Origin of the sequence: Streptomyces bohaiensis (assembly GCF_012033785.1) — a bacterium.
GTDB lineage: Bacteria > Actinomycetota > Actinomycetes > Streptomycetales > Streptomycetaceae > Streptomyces > Streptomyces bohaiensis.
In genome coordinates this window covers 1-23,312 of sequence record NZ_JAAVJC010000058.1, presented here as the reverse complement: position 1 = coordinate 23,312, position 23,312 = coordinate 1, and the positions used below count along the sequence as shown (strand labels likewise).

Genomic DNA, 23,312 nt, shown 5'->3' with positions numbered 1-23,312 from the left:
CTCTGCGGCCGGTGGCCCGCGAGGCGGCGGCGGTGCCGGCCGGGTCGCGCATGCCCGCAGCGGGCGGGTCGAGCCGCTCGGCCAGTGCGCGGAGCCGGTCCTCCACCTCGTCGCGTACCGCCGCCGGCAGCGCCTCGCCGCCGGTCGCCGCGGCGAGGTACCGCACCACCACCCATCCGGCGGTCCGCCGCGCCAGTGCGACCTGGCCCGGGGGCAGCGCCGCGGTCGTGCCCGGTTCCTCCGCGGGCTGGAGGCCAGGAGGCCAGCAGGCGTCGAGGAGGGTGTCCGCGATGTCGCCGGGGCCGGGCCGGTCGGGGTCGGTCGCGTGCTGCCAGGCCGCCCGGGTCAACCGGGCCGGTTCCAGGAGCGCCTCGGCCACCACCGCCGCGGCCGCCTCCACGGCGGACAGCGGGTCGAAGATCCGCCCGGCCCGGGTGTCGAGGTACTCCGCGCTGCGGGTGTGCCGGATCACCGGCGGGGCGAGGAGCCGTTCGACCGCCGCGGGCAGGACGAGGACCTCCGGCGCCAGCAGGTCGGCGCAGCGCCGCAGCGCGGACCACTGGTCGGCGGCGGCGACGGGCTCGGTGCCGGCCTCGTCGGTGGCGGGATCGCCGGCGAGTGCGTAGCGGTACCGCACGCCGCCGACCTGTCGTGCGACGGCCGTGAGCGCGTGGCGGTGCAGCAGGTGCAGTGCCGCCGCGCGGGACTCCAGTTCACCGGCCTGCCGGTGGGGCGGCAGGACGCCGCGGGTGAAGCCGGCCAGTGCCGCCCGCCGCACGGCCAGGATGCTCGCCAGCCCCGCGAACGGGTCCGGCTGGTGGGGCAGCCAGACACCGCCGTCCGCATGGGCGGCGCCCGGGCCCTGGGCGTCCTCGTCGGCGAGGTTGCCCAGGCCGGCGACCTCGCCTCGCAGCTCGGCCGGGGCCGCCCCGGCCACGGGACCGTAGGCGTGGGCCACCAGGAAGTGGTCCCAGGGGCCCAGTCCCTGGTGGTAGGGCTCGGAGAGATCGAGCGCGCCGTCGTCGCCGAGCGCCACCTCGGGGTGGGGGTAGTCCATGACGGAGGGGAGCGGATGGGCGCGGTCGGCGAAGTTGTGCATGAAGCCGAGCGCGTGGCCGATCTCGTGCGCGGCCAGTCGGCGCATCCGCCCTAGCACCGTCTCGCGCACCACCGCCCGGCGCTCGGCCTCCTCGGGGTGGCCGTACGGGGCGAGCAGCGCCTCGGCGAGCGCGGTGACCTGCTCCACGCGCTGCGAACCGAGGCGGACCCGGCCGGCGAGGATCTCGCCCGTGCGGGGGTCGGTGAGCGCCTGGCCGTGGGACCAGCCGCGGCCGTCGCGGTGCACCCAGAGGACGACGTTGTGCGCGAGGTCGTGCAGGTCGGTCCCGTCCGGTGCGATCTCGACGCGGAAGGCCCCGGGCAGCCCGGCCCGCTCGAACGCCTCGGCCCACCAGGAGCCCCCCTCGACGACGGCGGTCCGCCAGGGTTCGGGCACGGCGGGGTCGACGAGGAAGACGACCGGTTCACCGGCACCGTCGGCGGGGGTGCGGAAGCGTGGCTGGAGGACGGTGCCGGTGCCCTGCTCCGCGGGGGCCGCGTGGTCGTGGTGGGCGAGGCCGTAGCCGCCGGAGGCCGGGTGGTGGCGGCGCGCGTCGAGCGGCGTCGCCGGCAGCGGCACCAGGTGGAGGTGCTGGACGACGCTGACGGTGCCGGGAAGCGGCGCCACCCGGCTCACCGCCTCGCCCGGCCGCGCGGTGCGGAACGTCAGGCGTGCGGTGAGTCGCGGGCCCCGCGGGCCGTCGACGACCTGCTCCGGTATGAGGTGCGAGGCGTCGCGGTCGAGTTCGTGCTCGCCCTGGCCCCGCGCGGCGAGGGTCGCGGCCACGCCGTGCAGGTCGAGGAGGGCGAGTCCGGTGGCGTCGACCACGGGGCCGTCGGGGCTCTGGTGGAGGACCGGGGCGCTCCACACGGCCGAGTCGGCGAACGACTCCGCCCCGGCGGCCACGGCAGCGGGTTCGCCCGTGGCCCGGTGGTGCTTCGGGGTGAGCACGAGGACGACGCGGTCGCCCGCCCGCCGGAACTCGGCGAGCCGGCCCTTGCCGAGACGGCCGCGGTCCAGGCCGAGTTCGCTGGAGCCGACCCCTTCCCCCAGGGCGGCGGTGACGAGGAGCGGGACGCCGGTGCGGCGGATCTGCATCAGCAACCGACCCGGGCGGTGGGCGTCGGGGCGCAGCAGGCGGACCGGCGGGCCGGCCGCGGGCGGCGCCGCGGCCGGGACGTCGGGCCGGTCGCCGGACGAATGGATGTCGCTCACCGCGCGTGCCTCCCTCAGTGTGCCGCCGCTCGGCGGGTGGGCCGATCGTAGGACGAGTTGCGTCCCGGAGCCGGTAGCACCCGCGGTCAGGGGGTGTCCCGTGCGGGTGGTGCCGGGATCTCGTAGGCGAGCCGGAACCGCTCACCGGGCACGACCAGGTCGGCCGTCTCCAGCGGGCGGTCCCCGGAGTAGTACGTGCGCTCGATCGCGGCGACGACCGCGCCTTCGGCCAGGTCGAGCGCCGCGACCTCGGCGGCGGTGCCGGGTCGGGCGCTGACCGTCTCGGTGACCCGGGTGACCCGGATGCCGATGTACGCCATGCGGGCGACGACGCTGCCGCCGGCCACCGGGCCGGCTCCGGGGAGGCTCACCGGGGTGCCGCCGGTGATGCCGAGCGGCTCCCAGCTGACGCAGAGCATGGCGGGCAGCTCGTCGCTGTGCAGCAGGTAACGGCTGCGGATCACGGGATCGCCGGTGGTGAGCGCGAGGCGGCCGGCGACGGCGCTCGTGGCCGCCTCGGTGGCCGAGTCGGGGGCGCCCCGCAGGCTCCGGGCGGTCCCGCCCTCGCGGGGGTCGGGGTCGGCGGTCAGCCCGGTCGCCCCCGCCAGCACGCGGGTGGCGGTGCAGCCGTCGGAAACGTGCTCGGGCGTGCCTCCCGGAGCGACGGCGAGGCGGCCCGCGACGCGCTCCGGTGACCAGCCCCGGACCATGGTGGCGGTGGTGCGGGGCTCGCGGACGAACACCCCCCGGCCTGCCCGGCCCTGCGCCAGCCCTTCGGAGACCAGCAGGCGGACCGCCGCGGCGGCCACGTTGGAGCCGACCCCGTACCCCGCGGCCAGCTCGGCACGGGAGGGCAGCGGGCCACCGGGCGGGAACTCGCCGGCGGCGACCCGGGCCCGCAGATCGTCGGCAAGTCGCCGGTAGGCAGGGACCGACCTCATGTCGTCTCACAATCCGGACCGCCTCTCGCATGATGAGACAGTTCTCGCGCTGTTTTCCGACCCCCGGGGGCCGGGCGATCTCGACGACGGTACCGCTGACCGGCTGCCTGATGCATCAGGTAGCCGCGGGCAACCACCGCCCAGGCCATGGGGGCCGCATGCGCCGACCCACTTGATGCATCAGGCTGCACCCCTGCGACCTGCATGGATGACCAGTGGAACGGACACGGAGCGTGGAGCTCCGACCACTCGCGACCTTTGCGCACACCTCCGGGGGAGGGCTAGATTCTCTCCCGGATCGCGTCTCGAAAGCGCGTCCGGATGGTGATCCGTCGCAGTGCCGCGCCGGTGCCGTCACGAGGCGGGAGGACGACGGCGTCCCTGCCCGCCCCACCTCCACCCCCGGTCCGGCCGACTGCCACGGTCGCAGCCACCGCCCCGTCGCCCGAGGCGGCGGACGCGAGCTCCGCGCCCGACCGTCCGCGAGAGGAGCACCCCGATGGGCGAGCCCGCCCGGCTCCACCGAGCCGATGTCCTCGCGCACACCGACGCCGCCCGCGACACGCTGCTGCACCCGCACGACCCGGGCCTCCTCGACCGGCGACTGCGCACCGAAGCGGCGGCGCACGCCGCCGAACTGGCCGGCAGGCCCGAACTCGCCGCCCACTACCGGAGCCTCACCGCCCGGACGGAGGCCGGCGCGGCGGCGGATCCCGCGTCCGGCAGCGGACGGCCCGCCGCGCACGAGGCCGTCCGTGACTGGACCGCCGCCGCCACCCTCGCCCCCGCCGCGGCCGGCCGCGAACGGCTCGACGCCCTCTCGGCAGCCGGGCTGGACACCGCCGCCGTGGTCTCCCTCGCGCAGGTGGTCGCCTTCGTCGCCTACGAGGTGCGCGTGGCGGTCGGCCGCGATCTGCTCCTCGGCGCGGGCACCCGTCCGACGGTCCCCGCGCCCGCGCCCGCACCCGCGCTGTTCGGCGGACTGGGCGCCGCTCCCCTGGTCTGGCACCCGTGGGTGCCCGCCGTGGACCCGGCCGCACTCACCACCGCACAGCGCGACGTGCTCGACCGCCATGCCACGCTCTCGGTCGACTCGCCCTACTACCGCACCCTCCTCCACGACCCGGCCGCCCTGGACCACCGCACGCATGTCTACAACGGGGTGATGTACGGGCGCGGCGGTCTGGCGCGCGCCGACCGCGAACTGGTGACGCTGGTCGCCTCCCGGGTCAACGGCTGCGTCTACTGCGCGGGGGTGCACGCTCGCAAGTTCGCCCGCATGGCACGGGACGAGCCCCTGACGGAGCGGATTCTGGCGCGGGGCTCCGCGGCGCTGGCCGACGATCCGCGGCGCGCCGCCCTCGCACGGTTCGCCGAGCGCCTGGCCGGCCCCGCACCGGCGGCCGACGACGCCGACGCGGCGGCGGTCCGCGAGGCGGGGCTCACCGACGAGGAACTGCTCGACCTGGTGCACTGCACCGCGCTCTTCGGCTGGGCGAACCGCCTGATGCTGACCCTCGGCGCCCCGGCGCCACCGGGGGCGCCGTGCCCCGGAGTCTGCTGTACCGGGACGGCCGGCCCGGCAGCACCCGGCGGCGGCGCGCCCTGACGCGCCGGCGCCCCGGACCGCCGACCGGACGTCCCCTCCCGCACCACGGCGACCCCGCCGACCTCCCTCTCCCCGCCCCGAACCGGAGCCCCGCCATGCCCCTGCGTCCCCGTGCCCTCGCCCTGACCGCCGGACTGCTCTCCGGCGCGCTCCTCCTCACCTCGTGCGCCGGATCGGCCACCGCCCCCGGTGGCGGTGCGAACGACTCCGACCGCCGCACGGTCACCTTCATGGGCTTCTTCGGGACCTTCCAGGACTCCTTCACCTCGACCGTGATCGAGCCGTTCGAGGACGCCAACCCGGACATCAGGATCGAGTACGTCCCGATCCAGAACTCCGCCGAGGTGCTGGCCAAACTGCGCGCCAGCAAGCAGCGCCCCGTGGCGGACGTCGCCCTGATGGACAGTTCGGTGGCGCCCACCGCCAACGAGGAAGGGCTGTTCGCCCAGCTCGACCCCGCCCTGGTGCCGAACCTGGAGGAACTGGTCGACGCCGCACGCCTCCAGGAGGGGTACGGCCCCGGCCTGACCCTGGACAGCCTGTCGATCCTCTACAACAGCGACCGGGTGGCCGACGCACCCACCAGCTGGAACGACCTGTGGGACGAGGAGTTCGCGGGCCGGCTGGCGATGCCCATCGCCGACACCCGCGGGGTGGCACTGCTCATCGCCCTCTCGGACATCCTCGGCGAGGACTACCAGCAGGACATCGACCCCGCGATCGACCGGCTGAAGGAACTGGCGCCCGGGGTGCAGACCTGGCAGCCCTCGCCGGACGTCTACACCTCGGTGCAGTCGGGCGAGGTCGACGTGGCGGTCGGCTGGAACGCCCGCGGACAGTTCTACCAGGACTCCTCCGACGGCACGGTCGTCCCCGTCCTGCCGGAGGAGGGCACCGTCCAGCAGGTCAACTCGATCAACCTGGTGAACAACTCGGCCAACGCGGAGGCCGCACAGAAGTTCATCGACTACGCGATCAGCGCCGAGGCCCAGAAGGCGTTCGGCGACGACGCCTACTACGCGCCGGTGAACGAGAACGCGGAACTCGACCCCGAGGTCGCCGAGCGCACGACCGCCTCCGAGACGCAGCAGGAGCGGCAGATCGCCGCCGACTGGAGCTGGCTCACCACCCGCTACACCGCGTGGGTCGACCGCATCAAGCGGGAGGTCATCGGTGACTGAGCCCTCCTCCGGCCTCCCCGCGGCAGGGACCACCGCCACCGACGGGGACACGGACCACCTCGTCGTGCGCGACCTGGTCAAGACCTACCCGGGGCGCCACGGCGCCGCCGTCCGCGGGGTCACCCTCGCGGTGCCGCGCGGCGCGATGCTGGCCGTGCTCGGCCCCTCGGGCTGCGGCAAGTCCACCACCCTGCGGATGATCGCCGGACTGGTGGCGCCCTCCGCCGGGCGCGTCCTGGTCGGCGGCCGGGACGTCACGGACACCCCGGCCCACCGGCGGGACATGGGCGTGGTCTTCCAGTCCTACGCCCTCTTCCCGCACATGGACGTCGCCGGGAACGTCGCGTTCGGCCTGGAGATGCGGAAGGTGCCCCGAGCCGAACGGGAGAAGCGGGTCACCGAGGCACTGGAGCTGGTCCGGCTGGACCACCTGGCGCGCCGCCGCGTCTCCCAGCTGTCCGGAGGGCAGCAGCAGCGCGTCGCCCTGGCCCGTGCCCTCGTGGTGCGGCCCACGGTCCTGCTGCTCGACGAACCGCTGTCCAACCTCGACGCCCAGCTGCGGACGACGATGCGGGAGGAGATCCGTCGCATCCAGCAGGAGACCGGCATCACCACCGTCTTCGTCACCCACGACCAGCACGAGGCGCTCTCGATGGCCGACCGGGTGGCGGTGCTGCACGAGGGCCGACTGGAGCAGCTCGGCAGCCCGCAGGAGATCTACGAGCGGCCGGCGACCCGGTTCACCGCGGAGAGCACGGTGCCCCGGGCGAGGCCGCTGGACGCCGGCGCGGACCGCCGCCGCACTGCTGCTCCCGGGCCTGGTGGCGCTGCTGCTGACCTACGCCATGCCGCTCGTCTGGGTGGCCCGGATGGCCTTCAACGAGCCGCTGCCCGGCGGAGCGATCCGGCAGACGCTGACCCTCGGCACCTTCGTGGACGTCCTGGGCGACGGGCACTACTGGCGGGTGATCTGGCAGACCGTCGAACTCGGCGTGCTGGTGACCGTCTTCACCCTGATCCTCTCCTACCCGCTCGCCCTGTTCCTCGCCCGGACCACCAGCAGGTGGCGGGGGCTGCTGGTCGCCCTCGCGGTGACCCCGCTGCTGATCTCCTCGGTCGCGCGCACCTTCGGGTGGATGGCGATCCTCGGCAACCAGGGCGTGGTCAACAAGACGCTCGGTTCGCTCGGGATCATCGACACCCCGATCCAGCTCGCCAACAACCTCACCGGCGTGGTCATCGCCTCCACCGAGATCTACATGCCGTTCGCCATCCTGGTGATGATCAGCGGCTTCGGCCGACTGGACCCGGAACTCGAACGGGCGGCCGCCTCGCTCGGCGCCGGTCGGCTCGCGGTGCTGCGGCGCGTGGTGCTCCCGCTCACCCTCCCCGGGGTGCTCACCGCCGGGCTGCTCGTCTTCGTGCTCAGCCTCAGCGGCTACGTCACGCCACGGCTGATCGGCGGCGGCCGGGTCTTCGTGCTCGCCACCGAGATCTACGACGAGGCCATCACGGCGCTGAACTGGCCGGTCGCCGCCGTGCTCTCGATGCTGCTGCTGGTGCTGTTCGGGCTGGTGATCGTGGTCTACACCCGGCTCCAGCGGTTCGTCGAACGCCGGATCCTGGGAGAGAGGAGGGACGCGTCATGAGGACCGGTCCTGCCGGGCGCGCGGCCTGGGTCGCGCTGCTCGTCGTCCTGTACCTGTTCCTGCTCGCGCCGATCATCGTGGTGTTCGTGGTCTCCTTCGACGACGCCACCTTCCTGCGCTTCCCGCCCGAGGGGTTCACCCTCGACGCCTACCGGCAGGTGTTCGCCAACGACGACTTCCGGTCGGCCATCCAGGTCAGTGCGGTCACCGCCTCCGTCACGGCGCTGCTCGCGGTGGTGACCGGCGTCCCGGCGGCGCTCGCACTGTCGCGGGTGCCGTTCCGCGGCCGGGAGGCGATGGAGTCGGCCTTCCTGTCACCGCTGCTGGTGCCGAACATCGTGCTGGGCCTGGCGCTGCTGGTGCTCTTCGCACCGATCCCACTGACCGACACCTACACCGGGCTGATCCTCGCGCACCTGGGCATCACCATCCCCTACGTGGTGCGGACGGTGTGCGCCTCGCTGGCCGGCGCCGACCCGCGTGCGGAGGAGGCCGCGCGCACGCTGGGTGCCGACACCTTCACGGTGGCTCGCCGCATCATCCTGCCGACGATCCTGCCGGGCGTCGTATCCGGCGGCGTCATCGCCTTCCTGCTCTCCTTCGACGAGACCGTCATCTCCCTCTTCGTCTCCGGACAGAACGTCACACCGCTGCCGGTCGCCGTGCTGCAGTACGTGGAGTACCGGAGCGATCCCGCCGTCGCCGCCCTCTCCGTCTGCCTGGTGGTCCTCTCCGTGGTCGCCGTCGTCTTCGTCGAACGCAGCCTCGGGCTCCGCCGCAGTCTGCGGTCGGGCTGACCGCCGCCCGGCGACGGGCTCCCCACCGCTCCCCTCCGCTCCCCTTCCGAAAGGCCGTGCCGTGCCCACCGCTTCCCGCCCCACCGTCACCGACCCGGCCGCGCTGCACCGCGACAGCGTGGTGTTCAACGCCCTCGACTGCACCCCGCTGAAGTGGGCCGACGAGACGTACCTCGCCAAGCTCGCCGCTTCGGGGGTCACCGCCTTCAACCACGCCACCGTCATCTCCGGGGACTACGACGCCGCGGTCGCCGCGATCGTCGGCTGGCAGCAGCGGGTCGCGGAGACCGGCGGCCGGGTCTTCCAGGGCCGCGGCCTCGCGGACGTCCGCCGCGCGGAGGCCGACGGCTCGATCGCCTGGTTCGTCGGCTTCGAGGACAGCAAGCCCGTGGGGGAGGAACTGTGGCGCCTCTCCGCGCTCCACCAGCTCGGGCTGCGGTTCCTCGGCCTGACGTACCAGAACCGCAACGCCGCGGCCGACGGCTCGGGGGAGACGGCCAACGGCGGACTGAGCCGGTTCGGCCGCTCCCTGGTCCGGGAGTGCAACCGGCTCGGTGTCGCGCTGGACCTCTCCCACACCGGTGAGCGCTCCACCCTGGAGACCATCGAACTGTCGGAGAAGCCGGTGCTCGTCACCCACGCCGGGCTGACCCGCTTCGTGGACAGTCCGCGCAACAAGAGCGACGAGGTGGTCCGCGAGCTGGCGCGGCGCGGCGGGGTCTTCGGCCTGGCAGCCAAGGCGGGCTTCCTCAGCCCCGACGGGCTGCGCTCGCCGGTCGGCCCCGAGGTCTTCGCCGACAACATCGACCACCTCGTCGAGGTGGCCGGCATCGACCACGTCGTCGTCGGCACCGACGTCGGCGACGAGCGGAAGTACAGCAAGGAGGGCATGGCCCGGGTGCGTCGGCTGTATCCCGAGATCCCGATCATCGACGACGATCTGGACCTGGAACGCATCCACCCCGTCGGCATGGGCACCCCCGCCGACCTCCCCCGCATCACCGAGGTGCTGGCGGGGCGCGGCTACTCCGCCGAGGACCTGCGCAAGATCCTGGGCGGCAACCTCGTGCGGGTCCTCGCCGACATCTGGGACGAGCCCGAGCAGGACCCGGCGGCGTGAGCGCGCGGCTCCCGCACCGCCCGGCCGCGCCCGACGCCCCCGTGCTGGCGGTGGTCGGGGCGGGCCCGCGCGGCGCCGCCGTGGTGGCGCGCCTCCTCGCGCACCTCTCCGCCGCGGCGGGAGCGCGCGCCGAGATCCACGTCGTCGACCCGCACCCACCCGGCGCGGGGCGGGTCTGGGACCCCGGCCAGTCGCCCCTGCTGCTGATGAACACCCTCGCCGGGCACGCCACGGCCTTCCCCGACGCGGATGCCCGGCTGACCGGGCCGCCCTCCCCCGGGCCCCCGCTGCGCGCCTGGGCGCAGCGGCAGGGGATCGCGTTGGACGCCGACGACTACCCCGCGCGGGCGTTGATGGGTCGCTACCTCTCGTGGGCGTACCGCAGGACCGTGGCGGGCGCGCCACCGGAGATCCGCGTGGTGCACCACCCGACCCGGGCGACCGGGCTGCTGCGCGCCCCGGACGGCCGGCTCCGGGTCACCCTGGCGGACACCCCGGAGCTGACCGCGGACGCGGTGGTCCTGGCCACCGGCCACACCGACCGGGCGCCGTCCCGCAGCGACACCGTGCTCGCCGCGCACGCGGCACGCCACGGGCTCGTCCACCTGCCCACCGGCCACGCGCAGGAACGTGACACCTCGGCGCTGCGTCCGGGCGAGGAGGTGGTGGTGCGCGGGCTCGGCATGGGTTTCTTCGACCAGCTCGCGCTGGTCACCGAGGGACGCGGCGGATCGTTCGCGCCGCTGCCCGCCGTCGGTGGAGCCGGCGGCAGCCGATTGCGGTACGTCCCCTCGGGCCGGGAGCCGCGGTTGCTCGTCACCTCGGGGCGCGGCGTGCCCTACCTCGCCCGCGCCCGGGCGGGCGCCGGGGCGCTGCCGCCGCACCGGCCGGTGGTGCTGGACGACGCGGCGGTGGCGCGGCTGACGGCGTCGGCGCCCGGCAGCGTCTCCTTCGGTGGAACGGTGCTCCCGCTGATCCTGAAGGAGGCCGGAGTCGCCTGGTACCGCATCCTCGCCGAGCACGGCGACACCTCGACGGGGGCGGACGCCGCGTTCCTCGCCGACTACGCCGCGGCCCCGTCCGGCTCACGGGCCGAGCGGGAGCTGGTCGCCGCGACGGTGCCCGACCCCGCGCACCGCTTCGACGTCCGCCGGATCGACCGGCCGCTGTCGGGCCGGATCTTCCGGGACGGTGAGGAGCTCAACGCCTGGGTCCGCCGGTGGCTGGCGGCGGATCTGGCGGCGGCGCTCGCTCCCCGGACGTCACCGCTGAAAGCGGCCGCGGCCGCGGTCGCCGCGGTGAAGGGCCCGGTGCGGCGGCTGGCGGCAGCCGGAGTCCTCGATGCGGCGTCGGTCGCCGAGCTGAGGGAGTTCCGCTCCTTCGGCGCCCACGTCGCCAGCGGCCCGCCGGCGTCGCGCGCGGCGGAGCTGCTGGCGCTGGCGGAGGCCGGCGTGGTCGAGTTCCTCGGCTCCGATCCGGTGGTGGAAGCAGTAGCCGACGGGGCGGGTACGGGCCGCTTCGCGGTGCGGACCGCCTCCCTGCCCGAGCGCACGGTCACGGCACGGGGTCTGGTGGACGCCTGGCTGCCCGCTGCGGACCTCACCCGCACGGCGGACCCGCTGCTGGCCGGGCTGGTCCACTCCGGTACCGCCCGGCCGCACCGGGCGGGCGCGGCGGGCGACGGGCCACCGACCGGCGCGCTCGACGTGGACCTCACCGACTTCCGGGTGCGCGACCACGCGGGCAGGCCCGCCGACGACCTGTTCGCGTTCGGCATTCCGCTGGAGGGACTGGAGTGGAACACCGCCATCGGCGCCCGGGCGGGAAGCGACGCGGCGCTGTTCCGGCAGGCGGACCGGATCGCCCACGGAATGCTGCGCCGCTGCGCGGTGCCCCCGGCACCGGTCTGACCGCCGGGTGCGGTGCTCGGCACCGTTCGGGTCCCGAGCCGGCGACGCTCGCCGGCCCCTCGTCGACCGCTTGCCGAGCGCCGCTGAGGCGGGCCGACGACGGGTCAGCCCCGGGGGTGGGAGGTGCCGTACGTCTCCGGCGCCCCGCAGTACGGCAGGTCCTCCAGGGGCGCGTCGGTGCAGAACCGCACCAGCAGGTCGGCGAAGTCGGCGATGCGCTCCATCGGCGCGAGGTGGTCGGTCTCCCGGATGGTGAGGAAACGTGACGAGGGGAGCTGCCGGGCCACCTCCCGGCCCATCGCCGGGGTGGTCAGCGTGTCGTATTCGCCCGTCACCACCAGGCTCGGCACCGCGGGCACCGGCGCGTGGCGGAACCACTCGTGGCGGAGCATCCGGGTGTTGTGCTCCGTGGACCGCCGGCGCTGCTCGGGCGTCTGGCCGACGATCTGCTGATGGACCAGCCGCGCCATGGCGGCGTGCCGGCGGACGCGGCCGGCCCCCAGCGGTGAGACGAAGCCGTCCGCCAGCTCGCGGGCGACGGCGGACGTCTCGCCGCGTTCGATCATCTCCGCCCAGCGCTTCATGGAGGCGGTGTACTCGGCCGTCACCCGGGTGGTCATGCCCACCAGCAACAGCCGGGCGATGAGCGAGGGGTGATGCTGGGCGAGCCGCACCCCCACGGCGCCGCCGTAGCAGGCGCCCACGAGGTTGACGCGCGGCACGCCGAGTTCGTCCAGCAGGTGGCGCGCCGCGCCTGCCAGGAAGTCGACGCCGTGGCGGCTCGGGAGGAAGTCGGCGGTGCCGTAGCCGGGAAGGTCGACCGTGATGACCTGGGCGATCGAGGCGAGCCACTTCTCGTGCCGCGTCCAGGAGTTGCGGTCCTGGGCCGAGCCGCCCAGCACCAGGAGCGGTTCGGTGACCGCGACGGCGGGGTGCACGATGCGGCACGTGTAGCCGAACCCCTGGTACGCGAGGTTCCGTTCCTCGACACGGGCCGACCCACGCCCCAGCCGCTCTGCGGCCGGCGCCGTGTCATGGGTGAGGAGGGCGTCGGTGGTCATGTGGGGACTCCTGGGCTCCGTGGCGGGCAACGGTGTCGCTGTGCGGCGGCCGGTCGGTCGGCGGTCGTGACGTCCACCGCGCGGGCCGAACCCGGGGCGGGCGCGGCAGCCGGGAAGCAGGCCGCCCCCGTGGGGTGGCGTCCGGGCCGCACGGGGGCGAACTTACCCGAAAACCCCTCGATGCTCCCAAAAAACGTGATCAGGCGGGTACTTGACGTATCACACCGAAGCCCCCGGGGGTGCCGCCGATCCAGTGGACCCGGTCACGGCGCGATGCGCTCCGTCACCCGCCGGCCGGACATGGGTTCGAGCCCCGCTACCGGCCGCGGCGGGGCGAGGGATGCGGAGGGCATCTCCCGCCGGACCACGGCGGACACGACGGCCTTCCGACCCGCGAGCCGAGGTCGCGGCGGTCGACGCCGGCAGGGCCGCCACGCACCGGCAGCCCTGCCGGGAACACCGGGCCAGGGGCACGGGAACCGATGGGGCGAAACAGCAGGCGCCACACCCACCGGCCCGCCGGTCCGTCGGCCAACCGCGCCTGATGGCTCTTGCGACGGCAGGACGCGCGGCAGCCCCGGGGGTCGTCGAAGAAGCCACCCGACGCCGGCCATCGACGACCTGGGTTCCCGGATCGCCCGCTCCGGTTGAGCCGTCGGCGGCGGCCACAGGACGGCCGCAGCGTGTCGCTCTCCCGCCCGGGGTCGGCGCCATGGCCGACGGAGCGATCCGCCGACCGGGGGAACCTCGGCTCGCATACCCGAGCGAATCCACCGCGCACGCCATCTGCACAACCAGTTCGACCGACATCGCGTACCGCCCCGGGGACGCCGTGGACCGGACTGTCCTCGCACCGCGGTGACCAGCCCCGTTCCACCACGGGGGCCGCGAGGTGACCGAACGGCGGGAGGGACGGGACGGGCTGCCCGACGCACGATGCCGCCACGGATTCCCCACGGCGCCCCCACCGCCGGCGTCCGGCGCCGCGCCTGCCGCCGTACCCGCGCCTTCTCCCCTCGCCCCGGGCATGCCAGACTGATCATGTGGGCCTTTCAGCTGCCGTCGTCGTGACCGCTCCCGGCTCGCCGGACGAGATCGCCGGCGTGGCGCCGCGCGGTGAGTTCGACATGGACGCGAGCGAGCCACTGGCCGAGGCACTGACGGCGGCGCTGCGCTCGCCTTCCCGAGGCACCCTGCTGGACCTGTCGGGTCTGACCTTCGCCGACTCCACCCTGCTGGCTGTGCTGCTGGCCACGGTCGAGGACCACCGGGAGGAGGCGCGGCCCCTGGTGATCGCCGGGCCCTTCGCCTCCTCGGTCTGGCGCGTCTTCACCGTGACCGGTGTGGTGGAGCACCTTCCGCTGGCGGCGGGCCGGCGCGAGGCCCTCGCCCGGCTGCGCGCCGGGGGCCCGGCCCCGGCCTGAGCGTCGGACCGGGCGTCGCGGGGCTCGGCCCTCCGCCCCACCTGCGGCGCCGTAGAATCCCCTGTCGTGACTGAGAAGCCCCGCATCCCGAACGTCCTGGCCGGCCGCTACGCCTCCGAGGAACTGGCGCGCCTGTGGTCGCCCGAGCACAAGGTGGTGCTCGAGCGCCGCCTGTGGCTGGCGGTGCTGCGGGCCCAGCGCGACCTCGGCATCCCGGTGCCCGAACAGGCCCCGGGCGACTACGAACGCGTGGTGGACCGGGTCGACCTCGCCTCGATCGCGGAGCGGGAGCGCGTCACCCGGCACGACGTCAAGGCGCGGATCGAGGAGTTCAACGCCCTCGCCGGTCACGAGCAGGTCCACAAGGGCATGACCTCCCGGGATCTCACCGAGAACGTCGAGCAGCTGCAGATCCGGCTGTCGCTGGAGCACGTGCGCGGGCGCACCGTGGCGCTGCTGGCGCGGCTCGGCCGCCTGGCGGCGCAGCACTCCGGGCTGGTGATGGCCGGCAGGTCGCACAACGTCCCGGCGCAGGCGACGACGCTCGGCAAGCGGTTCGCGACCGCCGCCGACGAGCTGCTGGTGGGGCTCGGGCGGCTGGAGGAGCTGCTGGCCCGGTACCCCCTGCGCGGGGTGAAGGGCCCGGTCGGGACCTCGCAGGACATGCTCGACCTGCTCGGCGGCGACGCGGAGAAGCTGGAGCAGTTGGAGCAGCGGGTGGCGGGCCACCTCGGGTTCGCCCACGCGATGACCTCCGTCGGCCAGGTCTACCCCCGGTCGCTGGACTACGAGGTCGTCACGGCGCTCGTGCAGTTGGCGGCCGCGCCGTCCTCGCTGGCCCGGACGATCCGGCTGATGGCCGGCCAGGAGCTGGTGACCGAGGGGTTCCGCGCCGGGCAGGTCGGTTCCTCCGCCATGCCCCACAAGATGAACACCCGCTCCTGCGAGCGGGTGAACGGCTTCGCCGTCATCCTGCGCGGTCACGCCTCGATGGTCGGCGAGCTGGCCGGCGACCAGTGGAACGAGGGGGACGTCTCCTGTTCGGTGGTCCGGCGTGTGGCGCTGCCCGACGCGTTCTTCGCCTGGGACGGGCTGCTGGAGACCTTCCTGACCGTGCTGGACGAGTTCGGCGTCTTCCCCGCGGTGGTGGAGCGCGAGCTCGACCGCTACCTCCCCTTCCTGGCGACCACCAAGGTCCTGATGGGCGCGGTGCGCGCCGGGGTCGGCCGGGAGGAGGCCCACGAAGTGATCAAGGAGCACGCCGTGGCCTCCGCCCTGGCGCTGCGCGAGGGCGCGGAGCGCAACGAGCTCGTCGACCGGCTCGCGGCCGACGACCGGCTCCCGCTGGACCGCGCCGCCCTGGAGGCGTTGATGTCGGACCGCTTGGCGTTCACCGGAGCCGCCGAGTCGCAGGTCGCCGCGGTGGTCGCGGCGGTCGAGAAGGTCGTGGAGCGGTTCCCCGCGGAGGCGGCGTACTCCCCCGGCTCCATTCTCTGACGCTCCGGCCGGGGCAGACCCCGGTGACCCGCCGGCCCCGGTGACCCGCCTCGCGGGCGCCGGGGCCAGCGGCTACCATCGCGCGATCGGTGGCCACGCCAGGGAGGCGGACGTTGGGGAAGCTCACGGGCGGTGACCCGTCGCTCCTGCGCAAGATCAACTCTTCGGTGGTGCTCCGCGCCCTGCGCGACGCGGGCGACGCGCCCACCCTCAGTGACCTGGTCTCGGCCACGGGCCTGTCCCGGCCGACGATCGAGGGGGTCCTGGAGGGACTGGCCGCCTCGGGGCTGGTGGTGGAGGCGGCGGCCGACCCGGAGGCGCGCCGGGTGGGGCGCCCGGCGCGGCGGTTCCGGTTCCGGTCGGAGTCCGGCCACACGCTGGGCATCGGCATCGGCGCGCACCGGGTCCAGGTGGTGCTGGCGGACCTCGCGGGACGGCGCCTCGGCTCGGCGGGGGCTCCGGTGGCCGAGCGGGCCACGGCCGAGACGCGGCTGGGCGCGGTCGACGCGGTGGTCACGGAGGTGCTGGCGTCGGCGGCGGTCGACCGCCGGTCGCTGCGGGCTGCGGGCGTCGGCACGCCGGGGGTGGTCGGCGGGGAGGGGACGGTCGCGCTCTGCACCGCGCTCCCCGGTTGGACGGGGCTGCCGCTGGGCGACCGGTTGCGGGAGGCGCTGGGGTGCACCGTGCTCCTGGAGAACGACGCCAACGCCGCCGTGCTCGGCGAGCACTGGGCGGGGGCCGCGGCGGGGTGCGGCGATGTGGTGATGGTCCTGGCCGGGCTCAGTCCGGGCGCGGGTTCCCTGATCGGCGGGCGACTGCATCGCGGCCACCGGGGTGCGGCGGGTGAGATCGGCGCCCTCCACCTGCTGGGGCGGGAGCTGACACCGGAGCATCTGCTCGCCACCGACGGCGAGCCGTTGTTGCCGCTCGACGAGGCGGCGGTGAGCCGGGTGTTCGCCCAGGCACGGGCGGGCGAGCGCGGCGCCTCGGGCGCGGTGGACCGCTTCTCGCGACGGGTGCTCCACGACGTCACGGCACTGGTCCTGGCGCTCGACCCGGAGCTGGTGGTGATCGGCGGGTGGGCCGCCGGCCTGGAGGAAGTGCTCGCCACCCTGCGTCGCGAACTGCCGCAGTACTGCCTGTGGACGCCACGGGTGGAGCTGTCCGCGCTCGGCGAGGACGCCGTGGCGACGGGTGCCCTCCGGTTGGCGCTGGACCGGGTGGAGGACGACCTGTTCCGGGTGGGGGCACCCGACTGAGAGCGCGCGTGCGGCCCCGCGTCGGGCCGGGTCGGGTCGCGGCGCCGGATGCGGCCGACTGGACGGCGGCGGGGCGCCCGCACACCGGGCGGTGTGCGGGCGTTCCCGACACCGCGGCAGAGGGCCTGGCCGCCGTCTCGGGCCCGGCGTCGGGCTCCGAGCACGCCCCGAGGTCGGGCTGCTTCGTCCGCGGGGTGCGGCGGGGCCCCGGTCAGCCGTTCCGGTCACCGATGGTGAGTCGGCAGGTGTCCGCGCGGTAGGTGGCCACCCCGACCGCGGCGACCGTGCCGGCCACCACGTACTGCGAGGTGACGACGAGCACCGGCGCTCCGGGCAGTCGTCCCAGCCTGCCGGCGTCCTCGTCCGTGGCCGACCCGAGCTCGACCGAGCGGTCCAGGCCGTCGAGTGCGAAGCGGTGGAGCCGGCGCAGCACCCGGCGGCCCTCCTCGGCGTCGTCGGCCGACGACCCGTCGGCGGGCCCCGCCACCGCGGACCCGCCCAGCCGCGACGAGGGGATGTACAGCACCTCCACGGCCACCGGCCTGCCGTCGCCGCCGCGGTACCGGTGCACGGTCTCGACGGGTTCGTCGGCGGCGGTGCCGAGCAGGCGCGCCACGGTCAGCGGGGGAAGGCCCCGCGTGCGGCCGGTGACGTCCCAGTCGTCGCCGGGGCCGCCGGGCCAGGAGTCGGGCGAGGCACTCACGTCGACCACCGTGCGCGGCGGGGCGACCGTCGTGCCGACGCCGCGGCGCCGCTGGAGCCGTCCGTCCAGCTCCAGTTGCTCCAGCGCCTGCCGCAGGGTGGCGCGTGCCACGCCGAAGCGCGCGGCGAGTTCGCGCTCGTTGGGAAGCACCTGCCCGACCGCGAACTCGGTCTCCAACGCCTCGGAGAGGACCGTTTTCAGCTGCCGGTGCTTGGGCTCGAAGCCCTGTTCGACGTGGGTGGTCCCCACCGTTGCCTCCGCCCCGAACCCGACCGGGTCCGCCCCCGCGCCGGATTATGAAAGGTTCTTTCTTATATGACGGACGATAGAGGTGCCGCCGGGACTTGGTCAAGACCAATCCACCCTCCGGGACGGCGGCCCGCCACGAGTACGATCCCGGGGACGGGCGGCGCACCGGAGACCGCCGGGGGACGGGAGCACATCCATGACGGAGCAGGCACGGGTCACGGTGGTCACCGGCGGGAGTCGCGGGATCGGGGCGGCCGTCTCGGCACGACTGGCCGAGGAGGGCCACCGGGTGGCCGTGGCGTGGACCCGGGACGAGGCCGCCGCCGCCGCGACCGTCGGGCGCATCGACGAGGCCGGCGGCACCGCGGTGGCGCTGCGGGCGGACGTGAGCTCGGCGGAGGAGGTCGACGCGCTGTTCGACGCCGCGACCCGGGAACTCGGCCCGGTGACCGGCCTGGTGAACAACGCCGGCGTGACCGGTCGACTCGGCCGGCTCACCGACACCCCGCCGGAGACGATGCGCCGCGTGTGGGAGGTCAACGTCATGGGGACCCTGCTGTGCTCCCGCCGCGCCGTGCGGGAGATGTCGACCCGTCACGGCGGGAGGGGCGGCGCGGTGGTCAACATCTCCTCGGCCGCCGCGACCCTCGGCAGCCCGGGCGAGTACGTCCACTACGCGGGTTCCAAAGCGGCGGTCGACGCCATCACCACCGGACTCTCCAAGGAGCTCGCCCTGGAGGGCGTGCGGGTCAACTCCGTACAGCCCGGGATGATCGTGACCGACATGCACGCCGCCATGGGCGATCCGGAACGGCCGTGGCGCCGTGCGGACCGGGTGCCGATGGGGCGCCCCGGCCGGCCGGAGGAGGTCGCCGGCGCGGTGGCCTGGCTGCTGTCGGAGGACGCCGGGTACACCACGGGGGCGGTGCTGCGGGTCTCCGGGGGACTGTGACCGGTCGGACAGCCGCGACGGGGATACCCTCCCCCGGCGCGGGCAGCAGACCGGGGCGGGACCGGTGACCCCGATCGCGTGGGGCGTGCGACGGACCGTCAGCGCGCGCCCGGGTCGCTCGGACCACGGGCGCGCCACCCCGGGGCGTCCGCACGCCGCGCGCGGGCCGGCCCTCGGCATCCGGAGGCTGGAAACGTTCCCACGCCGGGGACCAGCCGGTACTAGGATGCGATCCTGACGACTCGTCAGCTCGCGGTGGTCGAGTCGTCATGCCGCGTGACGTCGCGAGGGCGGGACGGGCCGGGCGGCAGTGCGCCGACCGGACACCGACCGCCTTGGGGCGATCTGCCGGAAAGATCCTTAACCTACCGGTCACAGAACGTTGGTGGCCGCGCAATACCGGGGGGTGACAGTGGGGGCATGAGTGAGACCTCCGCGTTCCGAGGGCCGAGCCGCCGTCCGTGGCGTGCCACCGACCGGAGCGGATCCGGCGCCGGCCGGCTCTGCCGTCCGTCGCCGGGCCCTCGCTCCGACGCAGCGGGAGTCCCCGCGACGACTGCACCGGTCCCGCAGGGAGTCACGCTGCGCCCGGCGGGCCCGGCCGACCTCGCGGCGGCGACGGCCATGCACGAGCGCTGCTCGGCTCAGTCGCTGGCGCGGCGCTACCACGGCCCGCCCGAGGACGCCGACCGCTACCTCCCGCACCTGCTGGCCCCGCACCACGGCCGGTCGCTCGCCGCCTGGTGCGCCGACGGCCGACTGGTGGGGCTGGGCCACCTGCTGTGGGACGGCGACGAGGCGGAGGTCGCCCTCCTGGTGGAGGACGCCCGGCAGCGGCGCGGCATCGGCTCGGCGCTGCTGAGCGAGCTGCTGGTGCTGGCCGCGCTCAACGGCCGGCGGACCGTCTACGCCGTCACCCGGCCCGCGGACACCGCGATGGTGCGGACGATGCGCGGCACCGGGCTCCCGCTGGAGTACGACCACAGCGACAGCGCGCTGGTCGTCACCGCCCGCAGCGCCCGGAACGCCGTCCCGGTCACCTCGCCGCCCCGCCGCTGACGGCCGCCGCCCGGGGCGCACGCACCCGGGGCGCCCCGCAAGGGGCACCGCTCAGTGTGCCGGAACGGTCGCGGGTACAGCGGGGCGTTCGGGACCGCTCGCCGACCCGGCGGAGGCGGCCAGGGCCGCGTCGAGATCACGCCAGAGATCCTCCACGTCCTCCAGCCCGACCGACATCCGCAGCAGCCGGTCGCTGATCCCGGCGGCTCGCCGGTCCTCGGCGGCGACGATGCGATGGCTGATGGACCCGGGGTGCTGGATCAGGGTGTCGACGCTCCCCAGGCTCACCGCGGGGGTGATCAACCGCACCGCGCCGATCACCGCGTGCGGGTCCCCCTCGACCTCGAACGCGACCATCGCACCGCCCAGCCGCGGGTAGTGCACCCGGGCGACCCGGGGGTCGGCCGCGAGCCGCCGGGCGATCTCGGCAGCGCCCGCCGACTGCGCCCGCATCCGGACGGGCAGCGTCGACAGCCCCCGGAGCAGGAGATAGCCGGCGAGCGGATGGAGCACGCCTCCGGTGGCGAACCGGATCTGCCGCAGCGCCCGCGCCTGCTCCTCGTCGCAGGCGACCGCACCGCCGAGCACGTCCCCGTGCCCGCCCAGGTACTTGGTGGCGCTGTGCAGCACCAGAGCCGCCCCGTGCTCACGGGGGCGCTGGAGCACCGGGGTGGCGAAGGTGTTGTCCACCAGCAGCGGCACGTCACCGCAGCGCTCGGCCAGCGCGTCGAGGTCGGTCTCGACCAGCGTCGGGTTGGCCGGTGTCTCGGCCAGCACCAGACCGGTGTCGGGTCGCAGCGCCGCGGCGACCTCCTCCGGCTCGGCCCAGCTGACCTCCGTGCCCAGCAGGCCGCTCTCCAGCAGGTGGTCGCTGCAGCCGTACAGCGGCCGTACGGCGACGACGTGCCGCAGCCCCGCCGCGCCGCGTGCGAGGAGGACCGCGGAGAGCGCCGCCATGCCGCTGGCGAACGCGACCGCGGACTCGGTGCCCTCCAGCCGCGCGAGCGCCCGTTCGAACCGTGCGGTGGTCGGGTTGTCGAGCCGGGCGTAGACGGGCGGTCCGGACAGCTGGGCGCCGGTGGCGGCGAAGGCGTCCAGCCGGGCCGCCTCCCCGCGGCTGTCCGGGCTGGGGTAGGTGGTGGACAGGTCCAGGGGTGCGGCGTGCACGCCCAGAGCCGTGAGGTCCTCCCGACCGGCGTGCACCGCCTCGGTGGTCAGCGAGCGGCGGGCGTCCGACGGGGGCGGTGATGCTGGGCTGGTGGTGTCCATGACCGGAGTCTGAACATCGGCCGGGGTCCGCGGGGACTGCACCGTGCTACGTTCGGCCGATGGCCGATTCGGTGGTTCTCGATCCGGTGGATCTGGAGATCCTCCGCCTGCTGCAGAACGACGCCCGGACGACGTACCGGGAGTTGGCCGCCGCGGTGGGGGTGGCGCCCTCCACCTGCCTGGACCGGGTGGCGCGGCTGCGCCGGAGCGGTGTGGTCCTGGGGCAGGTGCTGCGGGTGGACCCCGCCATGCTCGGCCGACCACTGGAGGCGCTGCTCTCGGTGCAGGTGCGACCGCACCGCGCCGAGTTGATCGGTCCGTTCGTCGAACGGGTCCGGGCGCTGCCGCAGGCGCGGGCGCTCTTCCACCTGACGGGGCCGGACGACTACCTGGTGCATGTCGCGGTCGCCGGACCGGCGGCGCTCCAACGGCTGGTCCTGGAGGAGTTCACCGCCCGCCGTGAGGTGGCGCGGGTCGAGACCCGGCTCATCTTCGGACGGTGGGAGTGCGGTCCGGTGCTGCCCCCGTCGCCGGCGGAGTCCGGGTCAGCGGTCGAGGGGGGCGGTGTGGTGGCGCAGCGTTGACCCCTCGCTGCCCTTGCGCACCTCCAGCCGGGCCGGCACGCGGGCCCGCAGCTCCGGGACGTGGCTGACGATACCGACGGTGCGGTCCTGTTCCCGCAGCCCGTCGAGCAGGTCGAGCACCTCGTCGAGGGTCTCCTCGTCGAGCGTGCCGAACCCCTCGTCGATGAAGAGGGTGTCGAGGCGGCGCCCGCCGGACTCCTCGGCGACGGCGTCGGCGAGCCCGAGCGCGAGGGCGAGCGAGACCAGGAACGACTCGCCGCCGGAGAGCGTCGCGGTGTCGCGGTCGCGCCCCGTCCAGGCGTCCGTGACGCGCAGACCGAGGCCGGAGCGGGCGCGGCCCGCCCGGGCGTCGGTGTGGGTCAGGGTGTAGCGGCCCCCGGACATCCGGTGGAGCCGCGCGCCCGCGGCCTCGGCGACCTGCTCCAGACGGGCGGCGAGCACGTAGGTCTCCAGCCGCATCCGGTGACGGTTCTCGGCTGCCGTCCCGGCGGTGAGCTGGGCCAGCCGGGAGACCCGGCCGGCATGGGCCCGCAGCGGCAGCTGCCGTCGCAGCGCGGCGGTGAGCTGCCGCGAGAGGTCCTCCAGTTCCCGGACCCGGCCGGCGGCGGCCGCCTCGGCGGCACCGGTCGCGCGCAGCTGTCGCAGCGCGGCGTCCAGGACGCGCGCGGCCGCCTCCGGTCGCGCGGGCGGCAGCTCCGCTGCCCGTGCGGTGGCGAGGTCGCCGAGGACTGCCGCCACCACGCTCTCCTCCGCGGCGTGGGTCTCGATCTCCTCGGCGAGGGAGCGCAGTGCGTCGTCGGGCAGCACGGCACGGGCCGCGGCTCCCGGGCCGGTGAAGCCGGCGCGGAACGCGGCGTCGGCGGCCCGGGCGTCCGCCTCCTTGTGGCGGGCTGCCGCGTCGGCGGCGGCCGTCACCGCCGCGGCGGCCGTGTCGAGCAGCTCCGCGTGCTGCTCGAGGGCGCGGGCGTGCTCGGCGATCCCTGCGGCGTCGCCGCGGGCCCGGCTGGTCTCCTCCTCGGCCTCCGCGAGGTCGAGGGCGAGGGCGGTCCGGCGTTCGGTGCGGGCGCGGGCGCGCTCGCGCAGTTCGGCGATCCACCGCTCCAGCTCGCCGTGGCGGTCCGCCGCGCGTTCCAGCAGGGCCGCGGTGCGCTCCGCGGACCGCCCCGACTCCCGCGCAGCCTCGGTGTCGGCGGCCAGCCGGGACTCGGCCTCGGCGAGGGCGGGCGCGGTGTCGCCGGCGGCTTCCCGGAGCTGGTCGTGGCGGGCGACGGCGGCGGCGAGGGCGTGCTCGGCGGTGCGCCGGTGGTCGGCGGCGGTCTCGTGCCGCGACAGCGCCGCCTCCTCGGCGGCGAGGTCGGGGGCGGACGGTTCGGCGGCGGCGGGTGCGGGGTGCTCGGTGCCGCCGCAGACGGCGCACGGCTCCCCGGGTACCAACCCGGCTGCGAGTTCGGCGGCGAGGGAGTCGAGGCGGCGTTCCCGGACGGCCAGCCATGCCTCGTGGGCGGTGGCCGCGGCCTCCCGTGCCGTGTCGGCGGTCGCGCGCAGCGCGTGCAGTTCGGCGGCGGTCCGCTCCGCGGCGCGCGCGGCGCCGAGCCGGTCCCGCAGCGGCCGGAGCCGCTCGGTGAGGACATCGGCCTCGGCGGCGTGGCGGCGCTCCTCGGCGAGGCGTTCGCGGAGCTCCTCCCGCGAGGCGGCGGCGGCCGCCTGCTCCCGGGCGGCGGCGTCGAGGTGCTG

Annotated in this window: 18 protein-coding genes and 1 pseudogene; 13 read left to right on the top strand and 6 right to left on the bottom strand. The window is 75.4% G+C overall.

The window, feature by feature from the left end; genetic code table 11:
- On the bottom strand, positions 1 to 2,314 hold a 2,314-nt coding region (locus HCN52_RS26155), incomplete at its 3' end, for a zinc-dependent metalloprotease (RefSeq protein WP_168087983.1).
- Between the two features lie 86 nt (positions 2,315 to 2,400).
- Positions 2,401 to 3,255: a GntR family transcriptional regulator gene (locus HCN52_RS09660; protein WP_168087982.1), complete on the bottom strand. Its 855-nt coding sequence runs from the start codon at positions 3,253 to 3,255 to the stop codon at positions 2,401 to 2,403.
- A gap of 499 nt (positions 3,256 to 3,754) precedes the next feature.
- On the opposite strand from HCN52_RS09660, the gene HCN52_RS09655 reads away from it, so the two are divergent.
- The 7 genes and pseudogenes from HCN52_RS09655 to HCN52_RS09625 all read left to right on the top strand — a co-directional run bounded on the left by HCN52_RS09655 (position 3,755) and on the right by HCN52_RS09625 (position 11,521).
- Positions 3,755 to 4,864, top strand: coding sequence for a peroxidase-related enzyme (locus HCN52_RS09655; RefSeq protein ID WP_168087981.1), 1,110 nt, complete (start codon positions 3,755 to 3,757; stop codon positions 4,862 to 4,864).
- 95 nt (positions 4,865 to 4,959) lie between these two features.
- On the top strand, positions 4,960 to 6,045 hold the full coding sequence (locus HCN52_RS09650) for an ABC transporter substrate-binding protein (protein ID WP_168087980.1): 1,086 nt from the start codon (positions 4,960 to 4,962) through the stop codon (positions 6,043 to 6,045).
- 64 nt (positions 6,046 to 6,109) lie between these two features.
- Positions 6,110 to 6,796 (top strand): annotated as a pseudogene (locus tag HCN52_RS09645) (ABC transporter ATP-binding protein); the annotation flags it as partial.
- 70 nt (positions 6,797 to 6,866) lie between these two features.
- Positions 6,867 to 7,694, top strand: a complete 828-nt coding sequence (locus HCN52_RS09640) for an ABC transporter permease (RefSeq protein ID WP_312876624.1) — start codon at positions 6,867 to 6,869, stop codon at positions 7,692 to 7,694.
- Complete coding sequence (locus tag HCN52_RS09635; protein WP_168087984.1) at positions 7,691 to 8,491, top strand: ABC transporter permease; 801 nt, start codon at positions 7,691 to 7,693, stop codon at positions 8,489 to 8,491. Before HCN52_RS09640 ends, HCN52_RS09635 begins: the two co-directional genes overlap by 4 nt.
- A gap of 61 nt (positions 8,492 to 8,552) precedes the next feature.
- Complete coding sequence (locus tag HCN52_RS09630; protein ID WP_168087979.1) at positions 8,553 to 9,611, top strand: dipeptidase; 1,059 nt, start codon at positions 8,553 to 8,555, stop codon at positions 9,609 to 9,611.
- Positions 9,608 to 11,521 carry an FAD/NAD(P)-binding protein gene (locus HCN52_RS09625; protein WP_168087978.1) on the top strand — a complete coding sequence of 638 codons (1,914 nt, stop codon included), beginning with the start codon at positions 9,608 to 9,610 and terminating at the stop codon, positions 11,519 to 11,521. Before HCN52_RS09630 ends, HCN52_RS09625 begins: the two co-directional genes overlap by 4 nt.
- A 104-nt stretch (positions 11,522 to 11,625) precedes the next feature.
- Here the strand turns inward: HCN52_RS09625 and HCN52_RS09620 are convergent, their stop codons facing one another.
- Positions 11,626 to 12,582 carry an alpha/beta fold hydrolase gene (locus HCN52_RS09620; protein WP_168087977.1) on the bottom strand — a complete coding sequence of 319 codons (957 nt, stop codon included), beginning with the start codon at positions 12,580 to 12,582 and terminating at the stop codon, positions 11,626 to 11,628.
- Between the two features lie 1,043 nt (positions 12,583 to 13,625).
- Between HCN52_RS09620 and HCN52_RS09615 the strand changes: the two genes are divergently transcribed.
- The 3 genes from HCN52_RS09615 to HCN52_RS09605 all read left to right on the top strand — a co-directional run bounded on the left by HCN52_RS09615 (position 13,626) and on the right by HCN52_RS09605 (position 16,762).
- Positions 13,626 to 14,006, top strand: coding sequence for an STAS domain-containing protein (locus HCN52_RS09615; protein ID WP_168087976.1), 381 nt, complete (start codon positions 13,626 to 13,628; stop codon positions 14,004 to 14,006).
- 66 nt (positions 14,007 to 14,072) lie between these two features.
- Positions 14,073 to 15,503, top strand: coding sequence for an adenylosuccinate lyase (gene purB / locus HCN52_RS09610; protein WP_168087975.1), 1,431 nt, complete (start codon positions 14,073 to 14,075; stop codon positions 15,501 to 15,503).
- A 113-nt stretch (positions 15,504 to 15,616) separates the two neighbouring features.
- Positions 15,617 to 16,762 carry an ROK family transcriptional regulator gene (locus HCN52_RS09605; RefSeq protein WP_168087974.1) on the top strand — a complete coding sequence of 382 codons (1,146 nt, stop codon included), beginning with the start codon at positions 15,617 to 15,619 and terminating at the stop codon, positions 16,760 to 16,762.
- A gap of 211 nt (positions 16,763 to 16,973) precedes the next feature.
- Here HCN52_RS09605 and HCN52_RS09600 read toward each other — a convergent pair whose 3' ends face one another.
- Entirely contained in the window at positions 16,974 to 17,714 is a 741-nt protein-coding gene (locus HCN52_RS09600; RefSeq protein ID WP_168087973.1) for a GntR family transcriptional regulator, read from the bottom strand.
- A gap of 196 nt (positions 17,715 to 17,910) precedes the next feature.
- On the opposite strand from HCN52_RS09600, the gene HCN52_RS09595 reads away from it, so the two are divergent.
- Both HCN52_RS09595 and HCN52_RS09590 read left to right on the top strand, forming a co-directional pair.
- Complete coding sequence (locus tag HCN52_RS09595; protein ID WP_168087972.1) at positions 17,911 to 18,666, top strand: SDR family oxidoreductase; 756 nt, start codon at positions 17,911 to 17,913, stop codon at positions 18,664 to 18,666.
- 420 nt (positions 18,667 to 19,086) lie between these two features.
- On the top strand, positions 19,087 to 19,725 hold the full coding sequence (locus tag HCN52_RS09590; protein ID WP_168087971.1) for a GNAT family N-acetyltransferase: 639 nt from the start codon (positions 19,087 to 19,089) through the stop codon (positions 19,723 to 19,725).
- Between the two features lie 51 nt (positions 19,726 to 19,776).
- On the opposite strand, the gene HCN52_RS09585 is transcribed toward HCN52_RS09590, so the two are convergent.
- Positions 19,777 to 20,994 (bottom strand): trans-sulfuration enzyme family protein, encoded by a 1,218-nt coding sequence (locus HCN52_RS09585; protein ID WP_168087970.1) that lies wholly within the window; start codon positions 20,992 to 20,994, stop codon positions 19,777 to 19,779.
- A gap of 59 nt (positions 20,995 to 21,053) precedes the next feature.
- Here HCN52_RS09585 and HCN52_RS09580 point away from each other — a divergent pair, with 59 nt between their 5' ends.
- Positions 21,054 to 21,578, top strand: a complete 525-nt coding sequence (locus HCN52_RS09580; protein WP_168087969.1) for an Lrp/AsnC family transcriptional regulator — start codon at positions 21,054 to 21,056, stop codon at positions 21,576 to 21,578.
- On the opposite strand, the gene HCN52_RS09575 is transcribed toward HCN52_RS09580, so the two are convergent.
- Positions 21,540 to 23,312, bottom strand: a 1,773-nt coding sequence (locus tag HCN52_RS09575) for an SbcC/MukB-like Walker B domain-containing protein (RefSeq protein WP_280923898.1), incomplete at its 5' end; no start/stop codon positions are given. The two genes, HCN52_RS09580 and HCN52_RS09575, sit on opposite strands and share 39 nt — an antisense overlap.

Coding starts and splice junctions, on each gene's coding strand:
- HCN52_RS09660 (WP_168087982.1), bottom strand. CDS start 3,255: ATGAGGTCGGTCCCTGCCTACCGGCGACTTGCCGACGATCTGCGGGCC.
- HCN52_RS09655 (WP_168087981.1), top strand. CDS start 3,755: ATGGGCGAGCCCGCCCGGCTCCACCGAGCCGATGTCCTCGCGCACACC.
- HCN52_RS09650 (WP_168087980.1), top strand. CDS start 4,960: ATGCCCCTGCGTCCCCGTGCCCTCGCCCTGACCGCCGGACTGCTCTCC.
- HCN52_RS09635 (WP_168087984.1), top strand. CDS start 7,691: ATGAGGACCGGTCCTGCCGGGCGCGCGGCCTGGGTCGCGCTGCTCGTC.
- HCN52_RS09620 (WP_168087977.1), bottom strand. CDS start 12,582: ATGACCACCGACGCCCTCCTCACCCATGACACGGCGCCGGCCGCAGAG.
- HCN52_RS09595 (WP_168087972.1), top strand. CDS start 17,911: ATGACGGAGCAGGCACGGGTCACGGTGGTCACCGGCGGGAGTCGCGGG.
- HCN52_RS09590 (WP_168087971.1), top strand. CDS start 19,087: ATGAGTGAGACCTCCGCGTTCCGAGGGCCGAGCCGCCGTCCGTGGCGT.
- HCN52_RS09585 (WP_168087970.1), bottom strand. CDS start 20,994: ATGGACACCACCAGCCCAGCATCACCGCCCCCGTCGGACGCCCGCCGC.
- HCN52_RS09580 (WP_168087969.1), top strand. CDS start 21,054: ATGGCCGATTCGGTGGTTCTCGATCCGGTGGATCTGGAGATCCTCCGC.